Here is a 19,046-nt window from a genome sequence, read left to right as displayed (position 1 = left end):
CCAGATGATGGCTCATTGCAGCTTCGCTTACCTTCGGTTGCTATGCTCGCTGAAAGCGGGCCGGACAAATATTTATAGGAAAATCAGATAACTCCCCCCTAACGTAGGCGAAAATAGGTAGCTGCGGGGCGGGGCGTCTATGAAGGCCTATGCTGCTTGGCAGGGGGGGGCATGCGCACCCTTACCCTACGATCTTCATCAGACTATAATAGCCAGTGCTGGCGTAGAGCCTTATCGAAAGATGAGCGTACCTGGCGGTACCTATGGGCCGCAGCTTCAGGGTAACTAACTTAATGGATGCCGATTTGAATAGCATAGATAATGAAGGTTTGAAGCTTGGAGTGATAGGCCTAGGCTACGTAGGGCTACCTCTCGCTGTGGAGTTCGGAAAACACTGTTCGGTTCTGGGATTTGATATTAATCAATCCAGAATAAGTGAGTTACAGCAAGGAAATGATATTACCTTAGAAGTTGAGCGGCCAGAGCTAGAAGCTGCTAAATATTTAGAGTTTACCTCCAGATCGGCTGATTTGGCTAGGTGCAACGTATTTATAGTAACCGTGCCAACACCCATCGATGAATATAAAAATCCCGATCTTACGCCACTGTTAAAAGCATCCGCCGCTATAGGGGAAGTTTTAAAGCGTGGGGACGTAGTTATATATGAATCAACGGTTTATCCCGGGGCAACGGAAGAGGAGTGCGTTCCTGTTTTGGAGCGCGTTTCGGGACTAAAATTTAATCAGGATTTTTTTGTTGGTTATAGTCCAGAACGAATCAATCCAGGTGACAAAGAACACCGTGTAACGACAATAAAGAAAGTTACATCGGGGTCTAATCCGGAAGCGGCTACGTTCGTAGATAACTTATATAAAAAAATAATCACCGCGGGAACGCACAAAGCAAGCAGTATTAAAGTTGCTGAAGCAGCCAAAGTTATCGAAAATACTCAGCGGGATCTTAATATCGCATTAATTAACGAATTGGCAATTATATTCAATAAGTTGGGTATCGATACTGAATCGGTATTAGTCGCTGCGGGCACAAAATGGAACTTCTTACCCTTCCGTCCTGGGTTAGTAGGGGGACATTGTATAGGCGTGGACCCATACTATCTGACTCATAAAGCGCAATCTATAGGCTATCATCCGGAAATCATATTGGCCGGACGCCGTCTGAACGATGGGATGGGCGTGTATGTGGTATCACAACTTGTAAAAGCCATGTTAAAGAAAAAAATACAAGTGGACGGCGCTAGAGTATTGATAATGGGGCTTACTTTTAAGGAGAACTGCCCTGATTTACGGAATACACGAGTAGTAGATATTATCCGTGAGTTGGCCGAATATAATATTGCAGTCGATATATTTGACCCGTGGGCTGATCCAGAGGAAGCTCAAAAAGAGTATGGGCTGAGTTTGATAGAAAAACCCAACCCTAATTCTTACGACTCGATCGTGCTAGCAGTCGCACATGCACAGTTTAAGGAAATGGGGGGAGGGTTAATTCGTTCGCTCGGCAAGATAAACCACGTGCTATATGATCTGAAATATTTGCTGCGTAGTGACGAATCTGATATTCGGCTCTGATACTTGTATTGTAAATGATTCATGAGAGGTCGTATGGGGCGATACCTGGATTTAATTGAAGGTCTACCTAAAAATCCGAAGCGCTGGTTGGTTACTGGAGTTGCTGGCTTTATAGGGTCAAATCTTCTTGAGCAATTGTTGAGGCTGGATCAGGAAGTTGTCGGATTAGATAACTTTTCAACCGGGTATCAACACAACCTTGATGAGGTTAAGGATAATGTAACGCCCGCGCAGTGGGCACGTTTTGTTTTTAAAGAAGGTGATATTACAAACATTCAAGATTGTCGTGCCGCGTGCACCGATGTCGACTACGTTCTGCATCAAGCGGCGCTTGGATCTGTACCGAGATCTCTAGGGGATCCTATTGCTACCAATGCTACAAATATAGATGGATTTCTAAATATTTTAGTCGCCGCTCGTGACTCATCTGTCAAGAGTTTCACATACGCAGCTAGCAGCTCCACCTATGGAGATCATCCAGCTCTACCGAAGGTTGAAGAGACTATTGGAAACCCGCTGTCACCATATGCAGTGACTAAGTACGTTAATGAGTTATATGCAGACGTGTTCGGCAAATGTTATGGGTTTAAAGCAACCGGCCTGCGCTATTTTAACGTCTTCGGAAAAAGACAGGATCCAAATGGTGCGTATGCTGCGGTAATTCCCAAGTGGACAGCCGCCATGATTTTAGATGAGACAATTATAATAAATGGAGACGGTTCGACAAGTAGGGACTTTTGTTTCATAGAAAATGTTATACAGGCCAATTTATTGGCCGCTACTGAAGAGCGAGATGGGGCTACCAACCAAGTCTATAATGTAGCGGTGGGCGCTAGAACAAGCTTGAATGATTTGTACGTTATGCTGAAGACAGAGCTCGCGGCGCTGGGGGTAAAGTATCGTAAAGAGCCAAAATATAGTGAGTTTCGGGCAGGTGACGTCTTGCATTCCCAAGCATCTGTCGAAAAAATTAAGCAGAATTTAGGTTATACGCCTAGCAATTCAATTGCGGATGGTTTGAAAATTGCCATGCCGTGGTATCTAAAAAAACTTCGAAGAGGTTGATAAATGAGCCTGGTAAAATTCATACAATTTCCTGTGCTAGGCGATGAGCGCGGACAACTATATGTAATGGAAGGCAGACGCAATATCCCTTTTGACGTAAAAAGAGCTTACTATTTAGTAGGGACTTTGGAAGGTGTTTCTCGCGGTTTTCATGCGCACAAAGAACTGCAGCAAATAGCTGTATGCGTATCTGGAAAATGTAAAATGCTTCTAGATGACGGAGTACAACGGAGCCAAGTTCTTTTGGATGAACCAAATAAGGCCATATGCATAGATAAAATGGTCTGGCATGAAATGCATGATTTTACGCATGACTGCGTAATGTTGGTACTGGCGAGCGACTATTATGACGAGTCAGATTATATTAGGAATTATGATGATTTCTTGAAGAGAGTAAAACATGAGTGAAATTCACCCTCTTTCAGATGTAAAAAGTAAAAATATCGGAAAAAATACCAGGGTTTGGCAGTACAGTGTGATTTTTGAAAATGCGGTAATCGGGGATGACTGCAATATATGTGCGCATACTCTCATCGAGTCTGACGTTGTTATAGGTGACAGAGTGACCGTTAAATCTGGCGTTTTTATCTGGGACGGAGCTCGGATCGAAGACGACGTTTTTATCGGTCCTAATGTTACGTTTACAAATGATTCCATGCCTAGATCTAAGGTATATCCCGATACTTTTGAAGCCATATACATTTGTAAAGGTGCGAGTATAGGGGCTAACGCTACTCTGCTACCTGGTATTAGGGTGGGAGCTTACTCAATGATAGGAGCTGGTGCAGTAGTTACACGTGACGTACCAGATTACGCAGTCATAATTGGCAACCCGGGAAAAATTTCAAGGTACCTTAAGAATGAAAGTTAATTTTCTAGACTTAAAACGTATAAATGCTTCGATTTCCGAAGAGCTCGTTCAGGCTTGCGCTAGGGTTGTCGATTCGGGCTGGTATATTAATGGGGCCGAGCTTGCTAAGTTTGAGCGAGAGTTTGCGGATTATTGCGGCGTAAAATATTGCATAGGCGTTGCTAATGGCCTAGATGCGTTGACCTTAACTCTTCGTGCTTGGAAAGTGCTTGGGAAGCTTAAAAGCGGCGATGAGGTTATAGTGCCGGCCAACACATATATAGCGACTATACTGGCGATAACTGAAAATGATTTGGTTCCTATTTTAGTGGAACCCGACAACCGTACTTTTAATATAGCGATCGACCGGATCTCTGAAGCTATTACAAAAAAGACCCGCGCTATCATCCCTGTCCATCTGTATGGGCAGCTTGCCGATATGCCGGAGATAGCTCGACTTGCCGAAGCGTATGGGCTTCTTGTATTAGAAGACTCTGCACAGGCGCATGGCGCCCACTATCAAGGTAAGAAAGCGGGCGCGTGGGGCGACGCCTCTGGCTTTAGTTTTTATCCGGGGAAAAACCTTGGGGCCTTGGGAGATGGAGGAGCGGTCACGACCGACGATGAAGCGCTTGCAAGTACATTAATTAGTCTTAGAAACTACGGGTCGGAGATCAAATATCAAAATGAGATGAAAGGAGTTAATAGCCGGTTAGATGAAATCCAAGCATCTGTATTATCTATTAAACTAAAATATCTTGATGCTCATAATAGATTCCGGCGAGCGGTCGCGACTAGGTATCTAAATGAGATTAAAAATGATCTGCTCCGTTTACCTGTCGAACAGTTCTCTGATACATCAAGGGATGCCCATGTCTGGCATGTGTTTGTTGTAAGATGCACTAATAGAAAGAGTTTCCAAGATTACCTTTCTTCTTGCGGTGTGCAAACGCTCATTCATTACCCAATCCCTCCACATAAACAACAAGCATTAGAAGAGATGAGTCATCTGGTATTGCCCATAACTGAGCTCATTCATGAAGAGGTAGTGAGCCTTCCTATAGGCCCTTGTATGACAAACGAGGAAATAGACTTGGTTATTCACGCGTGTAACACATATTCAGCAGCGCCTTAATATGAATTTGTTCAAAACAAGTGCGTTAAGCGCGGTTTCGGTAGTAGTACGTATATTGGCGATGCTTGGCCTCAATAAGGTTTTAGCTATTTACGTCGGGCCAGGCGGCTACGCTCTAGTTGGACAATTTCAAAACTTTATACAAATGGTGCTATCCATATCTGGCGGGGCGGTAAATACAGGTATAACAAAGTACACATCTCAATATTATGATAACGAGTCGAAAAGAATATCTTTTTGGCGGGCAGGGATGACCATTACGTTAATCGCTTCCGTGATGACAGCTGTAGTGGTCGCGTTGATCAGTGACCATCTGGCGATTTTCTTGCTTCATGATGAAAGCTATGCCGGGGTTTTTATATGGCTATCGATAACATTGGTTCTCTTTGCATTAAATAACTTCTTTCTAGCTATCTTGAATGGCAGGAAAGAAGTTGTTAGATATGTAGCGTGCTCTATAGCTGGGAGTGTATTTTCTCTAATAGTAACTTTTGTTCTGGTTGTTAAGTTTGGCATATATGGTGCCTTTGTTGCGTTGGCTACTTATCAGTCGATGACCTTCGTCGTAACTGTTTTTTTATGCTACAAGTCACATTGGCTAAGTTATACCAATTTTATTGGTAATGCAGATATTGGTTCGTTTAAGGCTTTGGGACTATTTGCCGTAATGGCCCTAACTTCAGCCATATGCGTTCCTCTTACCCATATTCTGATTAGGAATTTTTTGGGTTCTAATTTTGGTTTAGTTTCTGCCGGAATGTGGGAAGCACTATGGAGGTTAAGTTCAACTTATTTGATGGTCATTACGTCGACTTTGGCTTTATATTACCTTCCACGACTGTCAGAGTTAAAATCAAATGAGGAAATAAAGCGGGAAATAATTAGAATTCTGAAAATAGTGTTGCCATTAGTTGTAGTGATGGGCGGCGTACTTTATTTTTTTAGGGGGTTAATTATAACCTTATTGTTTTCGACAAGTTTTTTGCCTATGGAAAATTTGCTAGGTTGGCAACTTGTTGGAGATACATTAAAGGTTGTTAGCTGGATCTTGGGTTTCGTTCTTACCGCTAAGGCACTTTGGAAGCAATATGTGATAACTGAGATTTTCTTTAGCTTCTCTTTTTATCTTTTAGTTATGCTTTTCCACCCTTTGGGTCTGAAAGGGGCCGTGGTAGCTCATGTTGTCAACTATACAATTCATTTATTCGCTATGTTTTTTATACTGCGGAAGGAGAGAATCTTGTGACGCACTCGCTGATAGGGTTAAAAAAGAAATCCAAAAGATTAACCGCCCGTGTTGTCATTAAATGTCTTCAATTCGTGCGCATTGCAGTTTATAAGCACTTTTATTCTACTAATCACGGTATATTAATAGATACACTATTCAGGCAGCCAGTACAGTTGGTGGGTCTTGGGCAGATATATATGGATAAAGTAGTCATTGGGGTTTGGCCGTCACCTGGCTTTATTAATAGTGTCGCTTATGTCGAAGCTAGATCGGATGGTGCGCGTGTGGTTATAGGTGCAGGCACTTCTATCAATAATGGGCTCGTTATCATTGCGGATAAAAAAACGGTTGAGATAGGAAAAGATTGTTTGATAGGTACAAATGTCTACATCAGTGATTCTGATTTTCATGGGCTGGAACTCGATAATCGCCGCAGCGGTAACTACCTATGCGATTCAGTAACAATATCGAATAACGTTTTCATCGGTAATGATGTCCGGATCCTCAAAGGAGTCACGATTGGTGAGGGGGCTGTCATAGCGAATAGTGCGGTAGTTACGAAAGACGTTGAGCCTGGCTCCGTATATGCTGGCGTACCCGCGAAATTTATAAAAAGGCTAGAGGTTAATGTATGATTGATCGGACTCCATTGGTATCAATTATTGTTCCTTCCTATAATCATGCTGCTTACATAAGGGAATGTATTGAAAGCATTATCCAGCAGACATATAAAAATATTGAATTAATTATCATAGACGACGGTTCGCTGGATCAGTCAGAGCTAGTAATCGCTGAACTTTCGGACTTGTGTTCAGAGAGATTTGTTAGGTTTGAAGCAAGACATCGCCCAAACAAGGGTTTGTGCGCAACTCTTAATGAGGCAATTGAGTGGTGCCGAGGGAAGTACTGTTCGATCATAGCTTCCGATGACTTAATGTTGCCAGAAAAAACCGAAATGCAGGTTGAGTACCTAGAGGAAAACCTAAATTGCGCCGCTGTATTTGGCCAAGTGACTACGATTAACTCTGAATCAAAAGTCGTGAACGCTAAAAAACGAATAAAAAAAAGCTATATTTTTAATGATATTTTCTTACATAAGCACACGCTTCCTGCTCCCACGCAGATGATCAGAAGTGAAAAATTAAAAAAAACAGGTGGGTATCCGTCTTGGTTGATTATTGAAGACTGGTACATGTGGTTAATTCTAGCCTCTGATGGATCAACACTTGATAATCTGGGAGTTGAAACTACGCTGTATCGACGTCACGCCGGAAACCTTTCGCGAAGAATTGAAAAAATGGCCCAGGGACGTTACGACATCCTAAGTGCATATCAAGCGCATCCCTTGTACAGTTCCGCGGTGGGTAACGCAATTTTAATGTCGGCTATTGATGTCCAAATATACAATAAATTATATGCTATTAAGCTTGCCCTCAAAGCAATAGGCAAAGCGCCATCGGTTATAATTCAACTGCGTTTTGTAAAGTTTATTGTAAAGCTGATGGTGCCGAAGAAGAAATTGCAGCGGTATTTTGAAGGTGAGCACGTTGAATAAACCTTTCTTGTTTTTTATTTTTTTTTTAATCGTCTTTGACCTTCAGGTGCCTTTTCTACCTAATGGGTATGGAAGTTCATTGGTAGTGCTGGTTTTGCTTTTAGCTACAGCTTTCTTAAGAAGTAAGTTAAAGATTTCTGGCCAAGTATTCTGTGCGTTAATTCCTTTGCTGTTGTTACATTTAGCTATCGCACTGTTTGTCGTTGTCAGGCTGCTTTATGATAAAGGGGAAGAGTTTCAGGTGCTTTTATCGGTTGCTAAGAGTGCGACTGTGTTTTTGGCTATATCTCTGTTTTTTTTATTGTTTGAGCGGGCGGTAAATGCTATTCCTAGTCTGATAAAGTCGATATTTTTAGTCAACGCTCTTATTTGTTTTGTCGCTGGATCAATTCCACCTGTTCTGGACGTTGTTCGATATTTTCAATTCGAGTCGAGCGCCACAACTTTTATTACATACAGAAACTCGTTTTTGTCGGGTTCAGGCTTTTTTTCGATTGGGTCTGCCTATGGTTTGGCGACTTTTTTTATTATTTATACGTTTATGATAGAGAGGCGAATTTCTGATTTTAGGACAGTCGCATCAATACTTTTAATTTTTGCAGCGGGCTTCGTTGCCGCCCGTGTTTCCATGATCGGATTTGCACTTTCTGCGCCATTGTTGCTGCTCAGAAATTTCAAAATATTTGTAAGGTCTAGTTTTGTTTTGATCGGTGCGGTTGTTATATTTCTGAGTGTCCCGGGGCTCGATAAATATAACTCATGGTTGTTTGAGTTTTTTTCGAATGGGCTCCAATCATCAACGCTTGCCGTGCTGTTACAAGACATGTATTTTATTCCGGATCTTAGTACCTTTGTTTTTGGCGATGGAAAATATGGGCTTAGCGGGGAAGTGTATTATGGGGGAAGCGATGTAGGCTATATGAGAAATCTGTTCTTCGGTGGGATCCCTTATGTTACTTTATTATTAACTTTTCCTATGCTGCTCCTGCTTGAAGCACGAAAGCACAAAGCTATCTTATGTATTGGGAGCGCAATTTTGATTTGTGCATTTCATGCGAAAGGAGCGTTCATCTATAATAATGCTCAAGGTATGTCTGTTTTTTACGCGATTTACCTTTATGTGCGTATGTCTAAAGGCAGCAAAGTCTATATAGAGAATACCCCTGAGAGGAAGCCAGTATGAGGATCGCGTTCGTTATCTCGGGTCTAGGGGTGGGGGGAGCGGAGGCTGTAGTGTGCACGCTAGCTGATTCTCTAGCATCAAAAGGGAATAAAGTTGTAATTTTTTATATGCGCGGAAAAGCATTGGTCAGTCCATCAAATACGGGTGTGGATTTAGTGTGTCTGGGTTTTGATTCCATGCTATCGACGTTTTCTTCAGTAGCGCGTTACATACGTGAGCTTTACAAGTTTAAGCCCGATGTGATCCATAGCCATATGTTTCATGCAAATATTTTGGCTAGGGTGTGTGGCGGACCTTTGTTTCGGAGAGTGCCAGTTGTATCTACCGCGCATAGTAATAATGAAGGCGGGGTATTAAGAATGTTAATTTATAGAGTGACGCACTTTAGGTGCTCTGTCTTTACAAATGTTAGTAGCCAGGCCGCTAGGGAATACGAGCATAAAAAAGCTGCGCCGCACGATAGTATTCTTGTTGTATATAACCCAATCGATACTTCCAAGTTTTTTTGTGATTTAACTTTGCGAGAGGATTTGCGCAGAGATCTAAATGTTGGAAGCGCGAAGGTTATACTTGCGGTGGGGAGATTGGTAGAAGCAAAAGATTATTTTACTATGATCCAGGCTTTTAAAAGTGTTCAAAATGTAATGACGGATACCAGGCTTTACGTTGCCGGAGATGGCCCATTGATGGCGGACATCAAAAACTATGTTAAGCATCTTAATCTTGAAGGTTCCGTCTTTTTTCTTGGAGTGCGCCATGACATACCCGCACTGATGAATGCCTCCGATGTTTTTGTACTATCATCTGCATGGGAGGGATTCGGCCTCGTAGTGGCTGAGGCGATGGCTAGCGAGAAAATTGTAGTAGCAACGGATTGCGGAGGGGTTAGGGAAGTAATGGATTCTTTAGGTTATCTAGTTCCTAAACGAGACGCTTCCTCCTTGTCTGAAGCTTTAATTGCTGCTTTATCTCTATCTTCAGACGCTGCAGCGTGTTTAGGTAAAAAAGCTCGGGCAACAATTAATAGTAAATATAGTATAGATAAAATAGTATCCAGTTGGCTAAAAATCTATTCCGATGTGCTTTCAGGAAAATAAATATTTCTACTGTTGCCAGCGGATGTTTATAGTGACCAGGCGTGAGGCCGGGGTCGCTTGGGTACGTAATTTTTAGGAGGTCTTAATGTATCAGGCTTGGTTCGGTGTATATTAATGGCGCTCACACTTCTTATGGTTGTGAACGATCCCGCTTTCTTTCTTTCGCACCGCTTAGCTGTAGCAGAGGGCGCTAGAAAAATTGGATATAAAGTCCATGTAGCGACGATGGATGGCGAAGCTGTGAGGGCGATTGAAAGTAAGGGTTTTATTCATCATGTTTTACCCTTATCTAGAAGTGGACGCAATCCGCTAAGTGAGTTTTTCGGTTTTTTATTCCTTTGGCGTTTACTGTGGCGCATACGGCCGGATATATTGCATTTGGTCACTATAAAGCCAGTCATTTACGGTGGTATTGCCGCACGAATAGCGCCTGTAAAAGGAGTCGTTGCAGCGGTATCGGGTCTTGGATATGTTTTTATAGCTTTTGGATTTAAGGCAGCTTTGCTACGTGGAGTTGTCAGTTACCTTTATCGTATCGCTTTAGGTAAGGAGAATCTTAGTGTCATATTCCAGAATCCAGATGACCGTAAAGTGTTCACGGGTCTGCGATTGCTTGACGTGGATAAGGCTGTGCTTATCCGCGGGTCCGGTGTGGATCTTGATGTCTATCCCTATATCCCTGAACCTCCAAGTGCAGTTCCCGTAGTCTGCCTCGCTGCTCGTCTTCTAAGGGATAAAGGTGTAGTTGAGTTTGCTGAAGCCGCCGCTATTCTTAAAGAGCGAGGAGTCAAGGCTGACTTCCAGTTAATTGGTAGTGTTGACTCCGGTAATCCAGCTAGCGTCACCGAGGAAGAAATCGCGGTTTGGCGGGACAGGGGCCTAGTTGAGGTATTAGGGCACCGTAACGACGTTGCTTCGTTGTTTGCGAACGCGCACATTGTAACATTACCCTCCTATAGAGAAGGGCTTCCAAAGGTTCTTATCGAAGCCGCTGCCTGCGGACGCGCTGTTGTAACAACTGATGTGCCCGGCTGCCGTGATGCTATTGATCCTAATGTCACTGGTTTGCTGGTACCCGCGCGTGATGCAGTTGCGCTAGCAGATGCTCTTCAGTCGCTGATTGATGATCCTGCGTTACGTAAGCGCATGGGCGCTGCGGGACGTTCATTAGCCGAACGAGAGTTTCGCTTGGATAAAGTTGTCCAGCGGCATCTTGATATTTATTCGAAGCTTGAGCGAACATAATCATGAAAAAAAGAGTTATCGTCACGGGAGCAACAGGTTTTGTTGGTTCTGCTGTGGTCCAAAGGCTTTCCACTTATCAAGACATGGACGTTGTGGCGCTTGTTCGTCGAAAAAATGCCGGTCTTCCTAAAGGTGTGCTCGCCGCGATAGTCTCTGATAACCCAAGTGCTGCTGATATTTCCTTTGATAATGTGAGTGCAGTTGTTCATTGTGCGGCACGTGTCCATATAATGAATGAAAATTCCGAAGAATCTTTGGCTGAATTTCGCAAAGTGAATGTAAAATTCACTTTGGATCTAGCACGTTGTGCCGCTCAGGCTGGGGTTAAGCGATTTGTTTTTATCAGTTCAATAAAAGTAAATGGTGAGGAAACATCACCGGGTCGTCCCTTTCATGCGGACGACCATCCAGCTCCCATTGATCCTTATGGCATTTCCAAAATGGAAGCTGAGCAGGGTTTAAGGATTGTTTCCGCAGAGTTTGGAATGCAAGTGGTCATCATTAGGCCTGTGTTAGTATACGGGCCCGGGGTGAAAGCGAACTTTAGGAGTATGATGAGGTGGTTGGATAGGAAGGTCCCGTTACCTTTAGGTGCCATACATAATAAAAGAAGCTTGGTGTCAATTGATAATTTAGTAGATTTGATCGTTACCTGTCTGGATCATCCCCATGCGGCGAATCAGACATTTTTAGTCAGCGACGGTGAGGATGTATCTACCTCTGAGCTCTTGATTCGCATGGGAAAGGCCATGGGTAAACCTGCTCGATTAATACCCATACCTTCATTAGTGATAAATGCAGTGGCATTTATGTTAGGACGTAGAGATGTAGCTCGCCGACTCAGTAGCTCTCTGCAAGTTGATATTACTAAGACTCGAGAATTGCTCGGTTGGAGCCCCGTACAAAGTCTAGATGACGGATTGGTCAAAACCGCGAAAGAATTTTGATTTGATGTTTGTTAGGTAGCTTAGTTTTGGCTGAAGGTCAGCTCAATTGAGGAGGTTTGGTGAAATTATTGCTTTGGTTGGTTTTGGCTGCGGCTATAATGAGTTTGTTCTTAACCTGGCTCTTACGTCGTTACGCACTTAGCCGAAAATTAATTGATATACCAAATGCAAGGAGTTCGCATTCCGTACCTACCCCTCGAGGAGGGGGGGTGTCGATTGTGTTGAGTTTCCTCATTACGATTCCATTTTTGAGTGGTGAGCTACTAGCGTGGAATTTCGTTGTCGCTTTTATGGGAGCCGGAGCGGGAGTAGCGGTGCTCGGTTTTCTTGATGATCATGGGCATGTGCCTGCGCGATGGCGTCTGTTAGGGCATTTTTCTGCTGCTGCTTGGGCATTATTCTGGCTGAACGGGATGCCAGCGGTTAGTGTTGTGGGGGCCACTGTGAGCCTCGGCTGGTTGGGACATGTGTTAGCAGCGTTTTATCTCGTATGGATGCTAAATTTATACAATTTTATGGATGGTATAGATGGTATCGCAAGCATAGAGGCTATAGGTGCATGCCTCGGTGCCGCTCTGTTGTACTGGCTGGCGGGTTTTTACAACTTGTTATTCGCTCCCGTATTATTGGCGATGGCTGTGGCTGGTTTCCTCTATTGGAATTTCCCGCCTGCAAGGATTTTTATGGGCGATGCGGGGAGCGGTTTTATCGGCATCACCCTCGGGTTGCTGTCGATACAAGCCGCTTGGTTCTCACCTAAACTGTTTTGGGTGTGGCTGATCCTGCTTGGCGTTTTTATTGTCGATGCCACAGTTACTTTGGCTCGGCGCCTTCTGCGGGGAGATAAGGTATATGAGGCTCATCGCAGCCATGCCTACCAATTCGCCTCTCGTCAGTTCGGTCGGCACCTTCCTGTTACATTGGCTGTTGCTGCGATTAATCTGTTTTGGTTGTTGCCCGTGGCGGCGGGTGTCGCGTTGTGGGAGGTTGATGGCCTATTCGCGTTAGTGGTGGCGTATGCTCCCTTGGTATTCTTGGCCGTTAGGTTTCATGCTGGTGAGCTTGAAAAAGTCTGATTTGAAGCTCAAATACGTAGGTTTTGGTATGTTAAAGGTTCATTAGGCGACAACGCGAAGCAGGGATCGGTGTTAAATTATTTGGGAGCTGGGCAAGGTGCATGAAAAATTTATGGACAAATTAAGGGCGGCCCTGCTCGGCCTACCGAGACGCCATAAGCGCACGATACAGGTGGGTGCAGACGTCGTGTTGGTCTGGCTTGCCTTATGGCTAGCCTTCGTAGTTCGGCTAGGAGTCGTTGGATTCGCGAGCCCGATCGAAACGCATATTTGGCTCTTCGTATCCGCTCCACTGGTCGCCATTCCAATCTTCATCCGCTTCGGCATGTACCGCGCAGTCATGCGTTATTTCGGCAACGACGCACTGATCACCATCTGCAAAGCGGTCAGCCTTTCCGCCTTACTGCTGGCCTTGGTGGTGTATTGGTACAGCAACCATAAAACCGTGGTACCGCGCTCCATCATCTTCAATTATTGGTGGTTGAGCCTGATCATGATTGGCGGTTTACGCCTGATGATGCGCCAATACTTCCTGGGCGACTGGTTCACTGCGGCCCAGCACGTGCCCTTTACCAATCGTGACGACGGTCTTCCCAAGGTTGCAATCTATGGCGCTGGCGCCGCAGGCAACCAACTCGTTGCCGCATTGCGCATGGGACGGGTGATGCGGCCTGTTGCCTTCATAGACGATGACGCCAGTATTGCCGATCGCGTGATTGCCGGACTTCAGGTCTATCAACCCAACCACATACAAAAGATGATCGATGCGACCGGCGCCCAGGAAATACTCCTCGCCATTCCTTCTTCGTCGCGCGGTCGCCGTCGAGAAATCCTGACCCTACTCGAAGGTTTCCCGCTGCACGTACGCAGCGTGCCAGGTTTCATGGATTTGGCCAGTGGCCGAGTCAAAGTAGATGACATCCAGGAAGTGGATATCGCGGACCTTTTAGGACGTGATGCAGTGCCGGCGCAACCGGATCTGCTTGAGCATTGCATCACGGGTCAGTCGGTTCTGGTCACAGGAGCTGGCGGTTCGATCGGCTCAGAGCTTTGTCGGCAAATCATCGCGCTGAAGCCCACTACGCTGCTGCTGTTTGAGCATAGCGAATTCAATCTCTACAGTATTTTGTCCGAACTTGAGCCGCGAATTGTCCGGGAGTCTTTGTCTGTTCGCCTGCTGCCCATCCTAGGGTCGGTCCGCAATCAAGAGAAATTGCTTGATGTGATGAAGACCTGGAACGTCGATACGGTCTATCACGCTGCGGCGTATAAGCATGTGCCGATGGTTGAGCACAACATTGCCGAAGGCGTCTTGAACAATGTAATAGGGACGTTGAATACCGCACAGGCTGCATTGCAGGCGGGCGTATCGAACTTCGTCTTGATCTCTACGGACAAGGCCGTGCGTCCAACAAATGTCATGGGTAGCACAAAGCGGCTCGCTGAGCTGACATTGCAGGCCTTAAGTCGTGAGTTAGCGCCTGTGTTGTTCGGTGATCAGGCCAATGTCTCACGAGTTAACAAGACCCGCTTCACCATGGTCCGTTTCGGTAACGTACTGGGTTCCTCCGGGTCGGTTATTCCGCTGTTCCATAAGCAGATCAAATCTGGCGGGCCGCTTACCGTTACCCATCCCAAGATCACCCGATACTTCATGACCATCCCAGAAGCCGCTCAGTTGGTGATCCAGGCCGGTTCCATGGGCTTGGGTGGGGATGTGTTCGTGCTGGACATGGGCGAGCCAGTGAAGATTGTCGAGCTGGCGGAGAAGATGATTCACTTGTCAGGCTTGAGCATTCGTTCTGAAAAGAATCCTCAGGGTGACATCTCGATCAAGTTCACAGGCCTGCGCCCTGGCGAGAAGCTTTACGAGGAGTTGCTGATTGGTGACAACGTCGTCGCAACCCAGCACCCGATGATCATGAGCGCCAATGAAGACTTCCTGCCTTGGGATGTCCTCAAGGCCAGGCTGGCGGATTTGCTGGTTGCCATCGAGGAAGACGATTACGCCCGCGTTCGCCAGTTGCTTCGCGATACCGTCAGCGGTTATGCCCCGGACGGTGAAATTGTCGATTGGATCTATCAGCAGCGCCACCTCGAGCCCTGATTATTACACACCTCGTAACGTACACATTTTTGACAGCTCCCCACCATCACCTAGATTTGAGAAGCAGCTTCGGAAAAGCTGCTTCTCTCTTACCGATGTCATGGAGCGTCACCTTATGCGTACAGGCTATTTCTATTCGCTGATTTTTGCCTTTCTCACCAGCGCCTCGATCGCTGCTATCGCCGCCCCAGCGGTAAAGTCCGGCTCGGTCGCTGCGCCACAGGCAGTGGAGCAACCGGCCAAAACGCAAGGCGCTAAAGTGGATTTGAACGGGGCGGATGCCGCGACGCTGCAGCGCGAGCTAACTGGAATAGGGAAGGGCAAAGCCGATGCGATTGTTGCGTATCGTGACAGTAATGGGCCGTTCTCTTCGGTGGACGAATTGCTGGAGGTCAAGGGAATCGGCAAGGCGATTCTCGACAGGAATCGTGACAAGTTGGAAGTAAACTGAGTTTGTAATTGAAGGAGGCCGGTCGAATAGACTGGCCTTTTTGGGTTTGGTCGATGCAATTTTGTTCGGATTACCAAAGACCGCTGGCGTTGGCATAAAAACTGATTACCTAACGCCAACCGATTGTTCAACAATCCAAGGCCCCACCCCATGACCAACCCCCTTTCCCTAGCCGACCAAATCACCCTCGAACTCCGCGCCGACATCATCGGCGGTCGGCTCATCCCGGGCATGGCGCTGATCGAAAACAACCTGGTCTCCGCCTACAACGCATCCCGCAACACCATCCGTGAGGCATTGCACCGTCTGGGTCAGGAAGGACTCACCCGTTACGTTCGAAACAAAGGGGTGATGGTTCGCAGGTTGGGCGTCGCTGACGTCCGGGATTTGTTCAAGGTCCGTCGCACGTTGGAGCTACAGGCCATTCTTACCAGCAAGCCGCTGAGCGAGTACCAGTCCGACCGAATGCTCGAAGCCTTGGAAGCTGCCGACTTGGCTCGGGAGCGTGAGGACTGGCGTGCTGTCGGTACCCATAGCTTGGCGTTTCATCAGCATGTCGTTGGTTTGATGCGCAGTCCTTTGCTCGATGAGTTTTTTACCAACGTGGTCGCGCAGCTACGCTTGGTGTTTTGTTCCGCTCCCGATGAGGCGCGTTTCCAGGCGCCGTGGCTGGCCCGTGATCGGCAGATCCACGACTGGCTGGCCGAAGGCGACAAGCTAGCGGCCCATGAGGGCATGAGCCTTTATCTCGACGATTCCGAGCAGTTGCTTTTGCACTTGCTTACTTCCGCTAACGCCCACTGATCAAAGGACCCGCCGCCATGTACAAAGACTACCCAGCCGCCTACCAGGTCAGCAAAGGTTCCGCCCTTCAAGTGGACAAACCCTTCTACGACCGCATCCGCACCGCTCAAGACAAGCGCACGCTGATCGAGCAGTTCGAGGTCCCCATCCGCACTGGCCGCGCCTGGCATGTACCGGCAGGGCATGTCTTTCGCGTGACCACGCCGGTGGGGCCGCAAGTGGGGGACTTCAATGTCTGGAACGCTCACGATCCACGTGAGCGGCTTTGGGCGGCGCGTACGCGGCAGCTTCAGGGCGCGCATGTCAGCACTTATGATCGGCTGTGGTCGAACCTGCCATTTCTGCGACCGTTGGTGACGATCACCGATGACAGTTTGGCCGGTTATGGGATCGATGAGCATGGCGGGCGTTTGCATGATTTGTTGGGTACGCGGTGTGATCCGTATGTGAACAAGATGCTGACCGGCGAGGATTTCCATCATCACTGCCATTCGAACCTGACCCGTGCGGTGTTACCTCATGGTTTGACTGAGTTTGATGTGCACGATGTGCTGAATATCTTCCAGTGCACTGGGTTGAATCATGACGACATGTATTTCATGAAGGCTTGCCCGGCGCAGAAGGGCGATTACCTGGAGTTTTTTGCCGAGATTGATTTGCTCTGCGCGTTATCGACTTGCCCTGGCGGAGATTTGTCGTTGGCGATGTGGGGGCCGGATGCGCAGGATCCGCTTAGCGTTTGTCGTCCGCTGGGGGTGGAGATTTATCGGTTGGAGGATTCATTGCTGCAGGGCTGGAGTCAGCCGGAGCGGGCGGCGTACAGGGGGCAGCATGGGTTGCACATTGCCAAGGCGGATTGGGAGAAGTAACAGCGGGCGGCGGTTCTGATAACCCACGCACGATTAGCCAGACACACCGCGTCAGCAGGGTTGGGGCTGCTGCGCAGCCCAGCGGGGATAAATCCCCTCGCCACAAGGGCGCCGCGCAGCAGGCAGGTCAGCGATCCTTGGCCTCTTTCGCATCCATTTCCGCGTTCCGTTCGGCTACGCGTTTGCGCTGTTCGTCTGTCAGTTCCACCTTGTGGGCAGTGTCGCGCAGCATCATCAAACCACCCACGATCGAGCCGATGGCGACGATCAGGATTAACCAGGCATACCAGGGCATAGGGCTCTCCTTGAGAGTGCAACGGTCAGTCGAACATTCGCTAACCGTTGCACTTACCACTTATGAGCGAAGGCTGTTCGCAGTGGTTCCATACTACGCCCGTTAGGCCGATTTCACCTTATAGCCCGGTCAACATTGCATCGGCCGGAGCGTCTGCGCGCAGCTGGGCGGTCAGGACGAAGTATACGAAACCGACTGCCATGAAGCCGAGGAAAATCAGGCCGATCAGGGCGTTGAACCAGGCCATCGCTACCAGGCAGACCACGGCGAGGACCAGGGCGATGCCCGGCACGATGGGGTAGCCGGGGGCGCGGAAGGTGCGCTCGAGGTTGGGTTCGGTTTTGCGCAACTTGAACAGGCTGAGCATGCTCATGATGTACATGACGATGGCCCCGAATACGGCCATGGTGATCATCGCCGCGGTCAGGGTCATGCCGCCGAGGTTGATCAGACCGTCGCTGTAGATGGCGGCGATGCCGATCAGGCCGCCGGCGATGATGGCGCGGTGCGGGGTCTGGAAGCGTGACAGTTTGGCGAGGGAGGCGGGCAGGTAGCCGGCGCGGGCCAAGGCGAAGAACTGGCGCGAGTAGCCGAGGATGATGCCGTGGAAACTCGCCACCAGGCCGAACAGGCCAATCCACACCAGCATGTGCAACCAGCCGGAGCTTTCGCCGACCACGGTTTTCATGGCTTGCGGCAGCGGGTCGTTGATGTTGGAAAGGGTGCGCCAATCACCGACGCCGCCGGCAAAGAACATTACGCCCATGGCCAGGAATACCAAAGTCAGGATGCCGCTGATATAGGCCTTGGGGATCGTGCGTTTCGGGTCCTTGGCTTCTTCGGCGGCCATGGCCGCGCCTTCGATGGCGAGGAAGAACCAGATCGCGAAGGGGATCGCCGCGAACATCCCGGCGATGGCCGGCGGGCCGAACACGTCGGAACCGGCCCAGCCGTTCAGGGCGAAGCTGCTGAAGCTGAACGCCGGCGCGACGACGCCCATGAACACCAGCAATTCGGCCACCGCAAGCACGCAGACGACCAGCTCGAAGGTCGCCGCCAGTTTCACCCCGAGGATGTTCAGGCCCATGAACACGATATAGGCACCGACGGCGGCGTGTTTCGGGTCGAGCGCCGGGAATTGCACGTTCAAGTAGGCGCCGATCGCCAGTGCAATCGCTGGTGGGGCGAAGACAAATTCGATCAAGGTTGCCAGCCCGGCAATCAAGCCACCTTTTTCGCCAAAGGCCCGACGGCTGTAGGCGAACGGCCCGCCGGCATGGGGTATCGCGGTGGTCAGCTCGGTGAAGCTGAAGATGAAACAGGTGTACATGGCCGCGACCATGAACGACGTCACCAGGAAGCCCAGCGTCCCGGCCACGCCCCAGCCGTAGCTCCAGCCGAAGTATTCCCCGGAAATCACCAGCCCGACGGCGATGCCCCATAAGTGCAGGGTGCCCAGGGTGGGTTTGAGTTGTGTGTTCATCGGTGGCTCCCCTCGATAAGTAGCAAAAGCGCTGGGGAGGGTCCGTGCAGTGGGCGTGCCAGTGTGG

The 19,046-nt window shown here is 48.1% G+C and carries 19 protein-coding genes; 17 read left to right on the top strand and 2 right to left on the bottom strand.

Annotated elements, in window-relative coordinates; genetic code table 11:
* Window positions 1–293: 293 nt before the first annotated feature.
* The 17 genes from tviB (at window position 294) to HU742_RS17810 (ending at window position 17,201) form a co-directional block, all read left to right on the top strand.
* Complete coding sequence (gene tviB, locus HU742_RS17890) at window positions 294–1,589, top strand: Vi polysaccharide biosynthesis UDP-N-acetylglucosamine C-6 dehydrogenase TviB (protein WP_186643324.1); 1,296 nt, start codon at window positions 294–296, stop codon at window positions 1,587–1,589.
* 33 nt (window positions 1,590–1,622) lie between these two features.
* A complete protein-coding gene (locus HU742_RS17885; RefSeq protein WP_186643088.1) occupies window positions 1,623–2,654 on the top strand; it encodes an NAD-dependent epimerase/dehydratase family protein in 1,032 nt (343 codons plus the stop codon).
* Between the two features lie 3 nt (window positions 2,655–2,657).
* Window positions 2,658–3,062, top strand: a complete 405-nt coding sequence (locus HU742_RS17880) for a sugar 3,4-ketoisomerase (RefSeq protein ID WP_186643089.1) — start codon at window positions 2,658–2,660, stop codon at window positions 3,060–3,062.
* A complete protein-coding gene (locus tag HU742_RS17875; RefSeq protein ID WP_186643090.1) occupies window positions 3,055–3,525 on the top strand; it encodes an acyltransferase in 471 nt (156 codons plus the stop codon). Before HU742_RS17880 ends, HU742_RS17875 begins: the two co-directional genes overlap by 8 nt.
* Window positions 3,515–4,639, top strand: coding sequence for a DegT/DnrJ/EryC1/StrS family aminotransferase (locus tag HU742_RS17870; RefSeq protein WP_186643091.1), 1,125 nt, complete (start codon window positions 3,515–3,517; stop codon window positions 4,637–4,639). The genes HU742_RS17875 and HU742_RS17870 overlap by 11 nt, the downstream gene beginning before the upstream one ends.
* 1 nt (window position 4,640) lies before the next feature.
* A complete protein-coding gene (locus HU742_RS17865) occupies window positions 4,641–5,885 on the top strand; it encodes an O-antigen translocase (protein WP_186643092.1) in 1,245 nt (414 codons plus the stop codon).
* The gene (locus tag HU742_RS17860; RefSeq protein ID WP_367616101.1) at window positions 5,882–6,502 is read left to right on the top strand and encodes an acyltransferase; all 621 of its coding nucleotides are present in this window, start codon (window positions 5,882–5,884) and stop codon (window positions 6,500–6,502) included. The genes HU742_RS17865 and HU742_RS17860 overlap by 4 nt, the downstream gene beginning before the upstream one ends.
* On the top strand, window positions 6,499–7,422 hold the full coding sequence (locus HU742_RS17855; protein ID WP_186643093.1) for a glycosyltransferase family 2 protein: 924 nt from the start codon (window positions 6,499–6,501) through the stop codon (window positions 7,420–7,422). The genes HU742_RS17860 and HU742_RS17855 overlap by 4 nt, the downstream gene beginning before the upstream one ends.
* Window positions 7,415–8,605 (top strand): hypothetical protein, encoded by a 1,191-nt coding sequence (locus HU742_RS17850; RefSeq protein WP_186643094.1) that lies wholly within the window; start codon window positions 7,415–7,417, stop codon window positions 8,603–8,605. The genes HU742_RS17855 and HU742_RS17850 overlap by 8 nt, the downstream gene beginning before the upstream one ends.
* On the top strand, window positions 8,602–9,702 hold the full coding sequence (locus tag HU742_RS17845) for a glycosyltransferase (protein ID WP_186643095.1): 1,101 nt from the start codon (window positions 8,602–8,604) through the stop codon (window positions 9,700–9,702). The genes HU742_RS17850 and HU742_RS17845 overlap by 4 nt, the downstream gene beginning before the upstream one ends.
* Before the next feature lie 114 nt (window positions 9,703–9,816).
* Window positions 9,817–10,947 (top strand): glycosyltransferase family 4 protein, encoded by a 1,131-nt coding sequence (locus HU742_RS17840; protein WP_186643096.1) that lies wholly within the window; start codon window positions 9,817–9,819, stop codon window positions 10,945–10,947.
* 2 nt (window positions 10,948–10,949) lie between these two features.
* Complete coding sequence (locus HU742_RS17835; RefSeq protein WP_186643097.1) at window positions 10,950–11,894, top strand: UDP-glucose 4-epimerase family protein; 945 nt, start codon at window positions 10,950–10,952, stop codon at window positions 11,892–11,894.
* A 98-nt stretch (window positions 11,895–11,992) separates the two neighbouring features.
* Window positions 11,993–12,970, top strand: a complete 978-nt coding sequence (locus tag HU742_RS17830) for an MraY family glycosyltransferase (RefSeq protein ID WP_186643326.1) — start codon at window positions 11,993–11,995, stop codon at window positions 12,968–12,970.
* A 112-nt stretch (window positions 12,971–13,082) separates the two neighbouring features.
* Entirely contained in the window at window positions 13,083–15,077 is a 1,995-nt protein-coding gene (locus tag HU742_RS17825; protein ID WP_186643327.1) for a polysaccharide biosynthesis protein, read from the top strand.
* A 115-nt stretch (window positions 15,078–15,192) separates the two neighbouring features.
* Window positions 15,193–15,528, top strand: a complete 336-nt coding sequence (locus HU742_RS17820) for a ComEA family DNA-binding protein (protein WP_186643098.1) — start codon at window positions 15,193–15,195, stop codon at window positions 15,526–15,528.
* Window positions 15,529–15,678: 150 nt separating this feature from the next.
* Window positions 15,679–16,332 carry a GntR family transcriptional regulator gene (locus HU742_RS17815; protein ID WP_186643099.1) on the top strand — a complete coding sequence of 218 codons (654 nt, stop codon included), beginning with the start codon at window positions 15,679–15,681 and terminating at the stop codon, window positions 16,330–16,332.
* Between the two features lie 17 nt (window positions 16,333–16,349).
* A complete protein-coding gene (locus HU742_RS17810) occupies window positions 16,350–17,201 on the top strand; it encodes an urea carboxylase-associated family protein (RefSeq protein ID WP_186643100.1) in 852 nt (283 codons plus the stop codon).
* A gap of 127 nt (window positions 17,202–17,328) precedes the next feature.
* On the opposite strand, the gene HU742_RS17805 is transcribed toward HU742_RS17810, so the two are convergent.
* Together HU742_RS17805 and eat are read right to left on the bottom strand one after the other, a co-directional pair.
* Entirely contained in the window at window positions 17,329–17,496 is a 168-nt protein-coding gene (locus HU742_RS17805) for a DUF2897 family protein (protein WP_014337248.1), read from the bottom strand.
* A gap of 118 nt (window positions 17,497–17,614) precedes the next feature.
* A complete protein-coding gene (gene eat / locus HU742_RS17800; protein ID WP_186636958.1) occupies window positions 17,615–18,979 on the bottom strand; it encodes an ethanolamine permease in 1,365 nt (454 codons plus the stop codon).
* Between the last annotated feature and the right edge of the window lie 67 nt (window positions 18,980–19,046).

The sequence above is a fragment of the Pseudomonas marvdashtae genome, assembly GCF_014268655.2.
Lineage (GTDB): Bacteria > Pseudomonadota > Gammaproteobacteria > Pseudomonadales > Pseudomonadaceae > Aquipseudomonas > Aquipseudomonas marvdashtae.
This window is presented reverse-complemented; position numbering and strand designations above follow the sequence as displayed.

What these genes read in the sequence shown, in the direction of transcription:
- tviB (WP_186643324.1), top strand. Translation starts at nt 294, where the DNA reads ATGGATGCCGATTTGAATAGCATAGATAATGAAGGTTTGAAGCTTGGA.
- HU742_RS17885 (WP_186643088.1), top strand. Translation starts at nt 1,623, where the DNA reads ATGGGGCGATACCTGGATTTAATTGAAGGTCTACCTAAAAATCCGAAG.
- HU742_RS17880 (WP_186643089.1), top strand. Translation starts at nt 2,658, where the DNA reads ATGAGCCTGGTAAAATTCATACAATTTCCTGTGCTAGGCGATGAGCGC.
- HU742_RS17875 (WP_186643090.1), top strand. Translation starts at nt 3,055, where the DNA reads ATGAGTGAAATTCACCCTCTTTCAGATGTAAAAAGTAAAAATATCGGA.
- HU742_RS17870 (WP_186643091.1), top strand. Translation starts at nt 3,515, where the DNA reads ATGAAAGTTAATTTTCTAGACTTAAAACGTATAAATGCTTCGATTTCC.
- HU742_RS17865 (WP_186643092.1), top strand. Translation starts at nt 4,641, where the DNA reads ATGAATTTGTTCAAAACAAGTGCGTTAAGCGCGGTTTCGGTAGTAGTA.
- HU742_RS17855 (WP_186643093.1), top strand. Translation starts at nt 6,499, where the DNA reads ATGATTGATCGGACTCCATTGGTATCAATTATTGTTCCTTCCTATAAT.
- HU742_RS17845 (WP_186643095.1), top strand. Translation starts at nt 8,602, where the DNA reads ATGAGGATCGCGTTCGTTATCTCGGGTCTAGGGGTGGGGGGAGCGGAG.
- HU742_RS17840 (WP_186643096.1), top strand. Translation starts at nt 9,817, where the DNA reads ATGGCGCTCACACTTCTTATGGTTGTGAACGATCCCGCTTTCTTTCTT.
- HU742_RS17835 (WP_186643097.1), top strand. Translation starts at nt 10,950, where the DNA reads ATGAAAAAAAGAGTTATCGTCACGGGAGCAACAGGTTTTGTTGGTTCT.
- HU742_RS17830 (WP_186643326.1), top strand. Translation starts at nt 11,993, where the DNA reads ATGAGTTTGTTCTTAACCTGGCTCTTACGTCGTTACGCACTTAGCCGA.
- HU742_RS17825 (WP_186643327.1), top strand. Translation starts at nt 13,083, where the DNA reads ATGGACAAATTAAGGGCGGCCCTGCTCGGCCTACCGAGACGCCATAAG.
- HU742_RS17820 (WP_186643098.1), top strand. Translation starts at nt 15,193, where the DNA reads ATGCGTACAGGCTATTTCTATTCGCTGATTTTTGCCTTTCTCACCAGC.
- HU742_RS17815 (WP_186643099.1), top strand. Translation starts at nt 15,679, where the DNA reads ATGACCAACCCCCTTTCCCTAGCCGACCAAATCACCCTCGAACTCCGC.
- HU742_RS17810 (WP_186643100.1), top strand. Translation starts at nt 16,350, where the DNA reads ATGTACAAAGACTACCCAGCCGCCTACCAGGTCAGCAAAGGTTCCGCC.
- HU742_RS17805 (WP_014337248.1), bottom strand. Translation starts at nt 17,496, where the DNA reads ATGCCCTGGTATGCCTGGTTAATCCTGATCGTCGCCATCGGCTCGATC.
- eat (WP_186636958.1), bottom strand. Translation starts at nt 18,979, where the DNA reads ATGAACACACAACTCAAACCCACCCTGGGCACCCTGCACTTATGGGGC.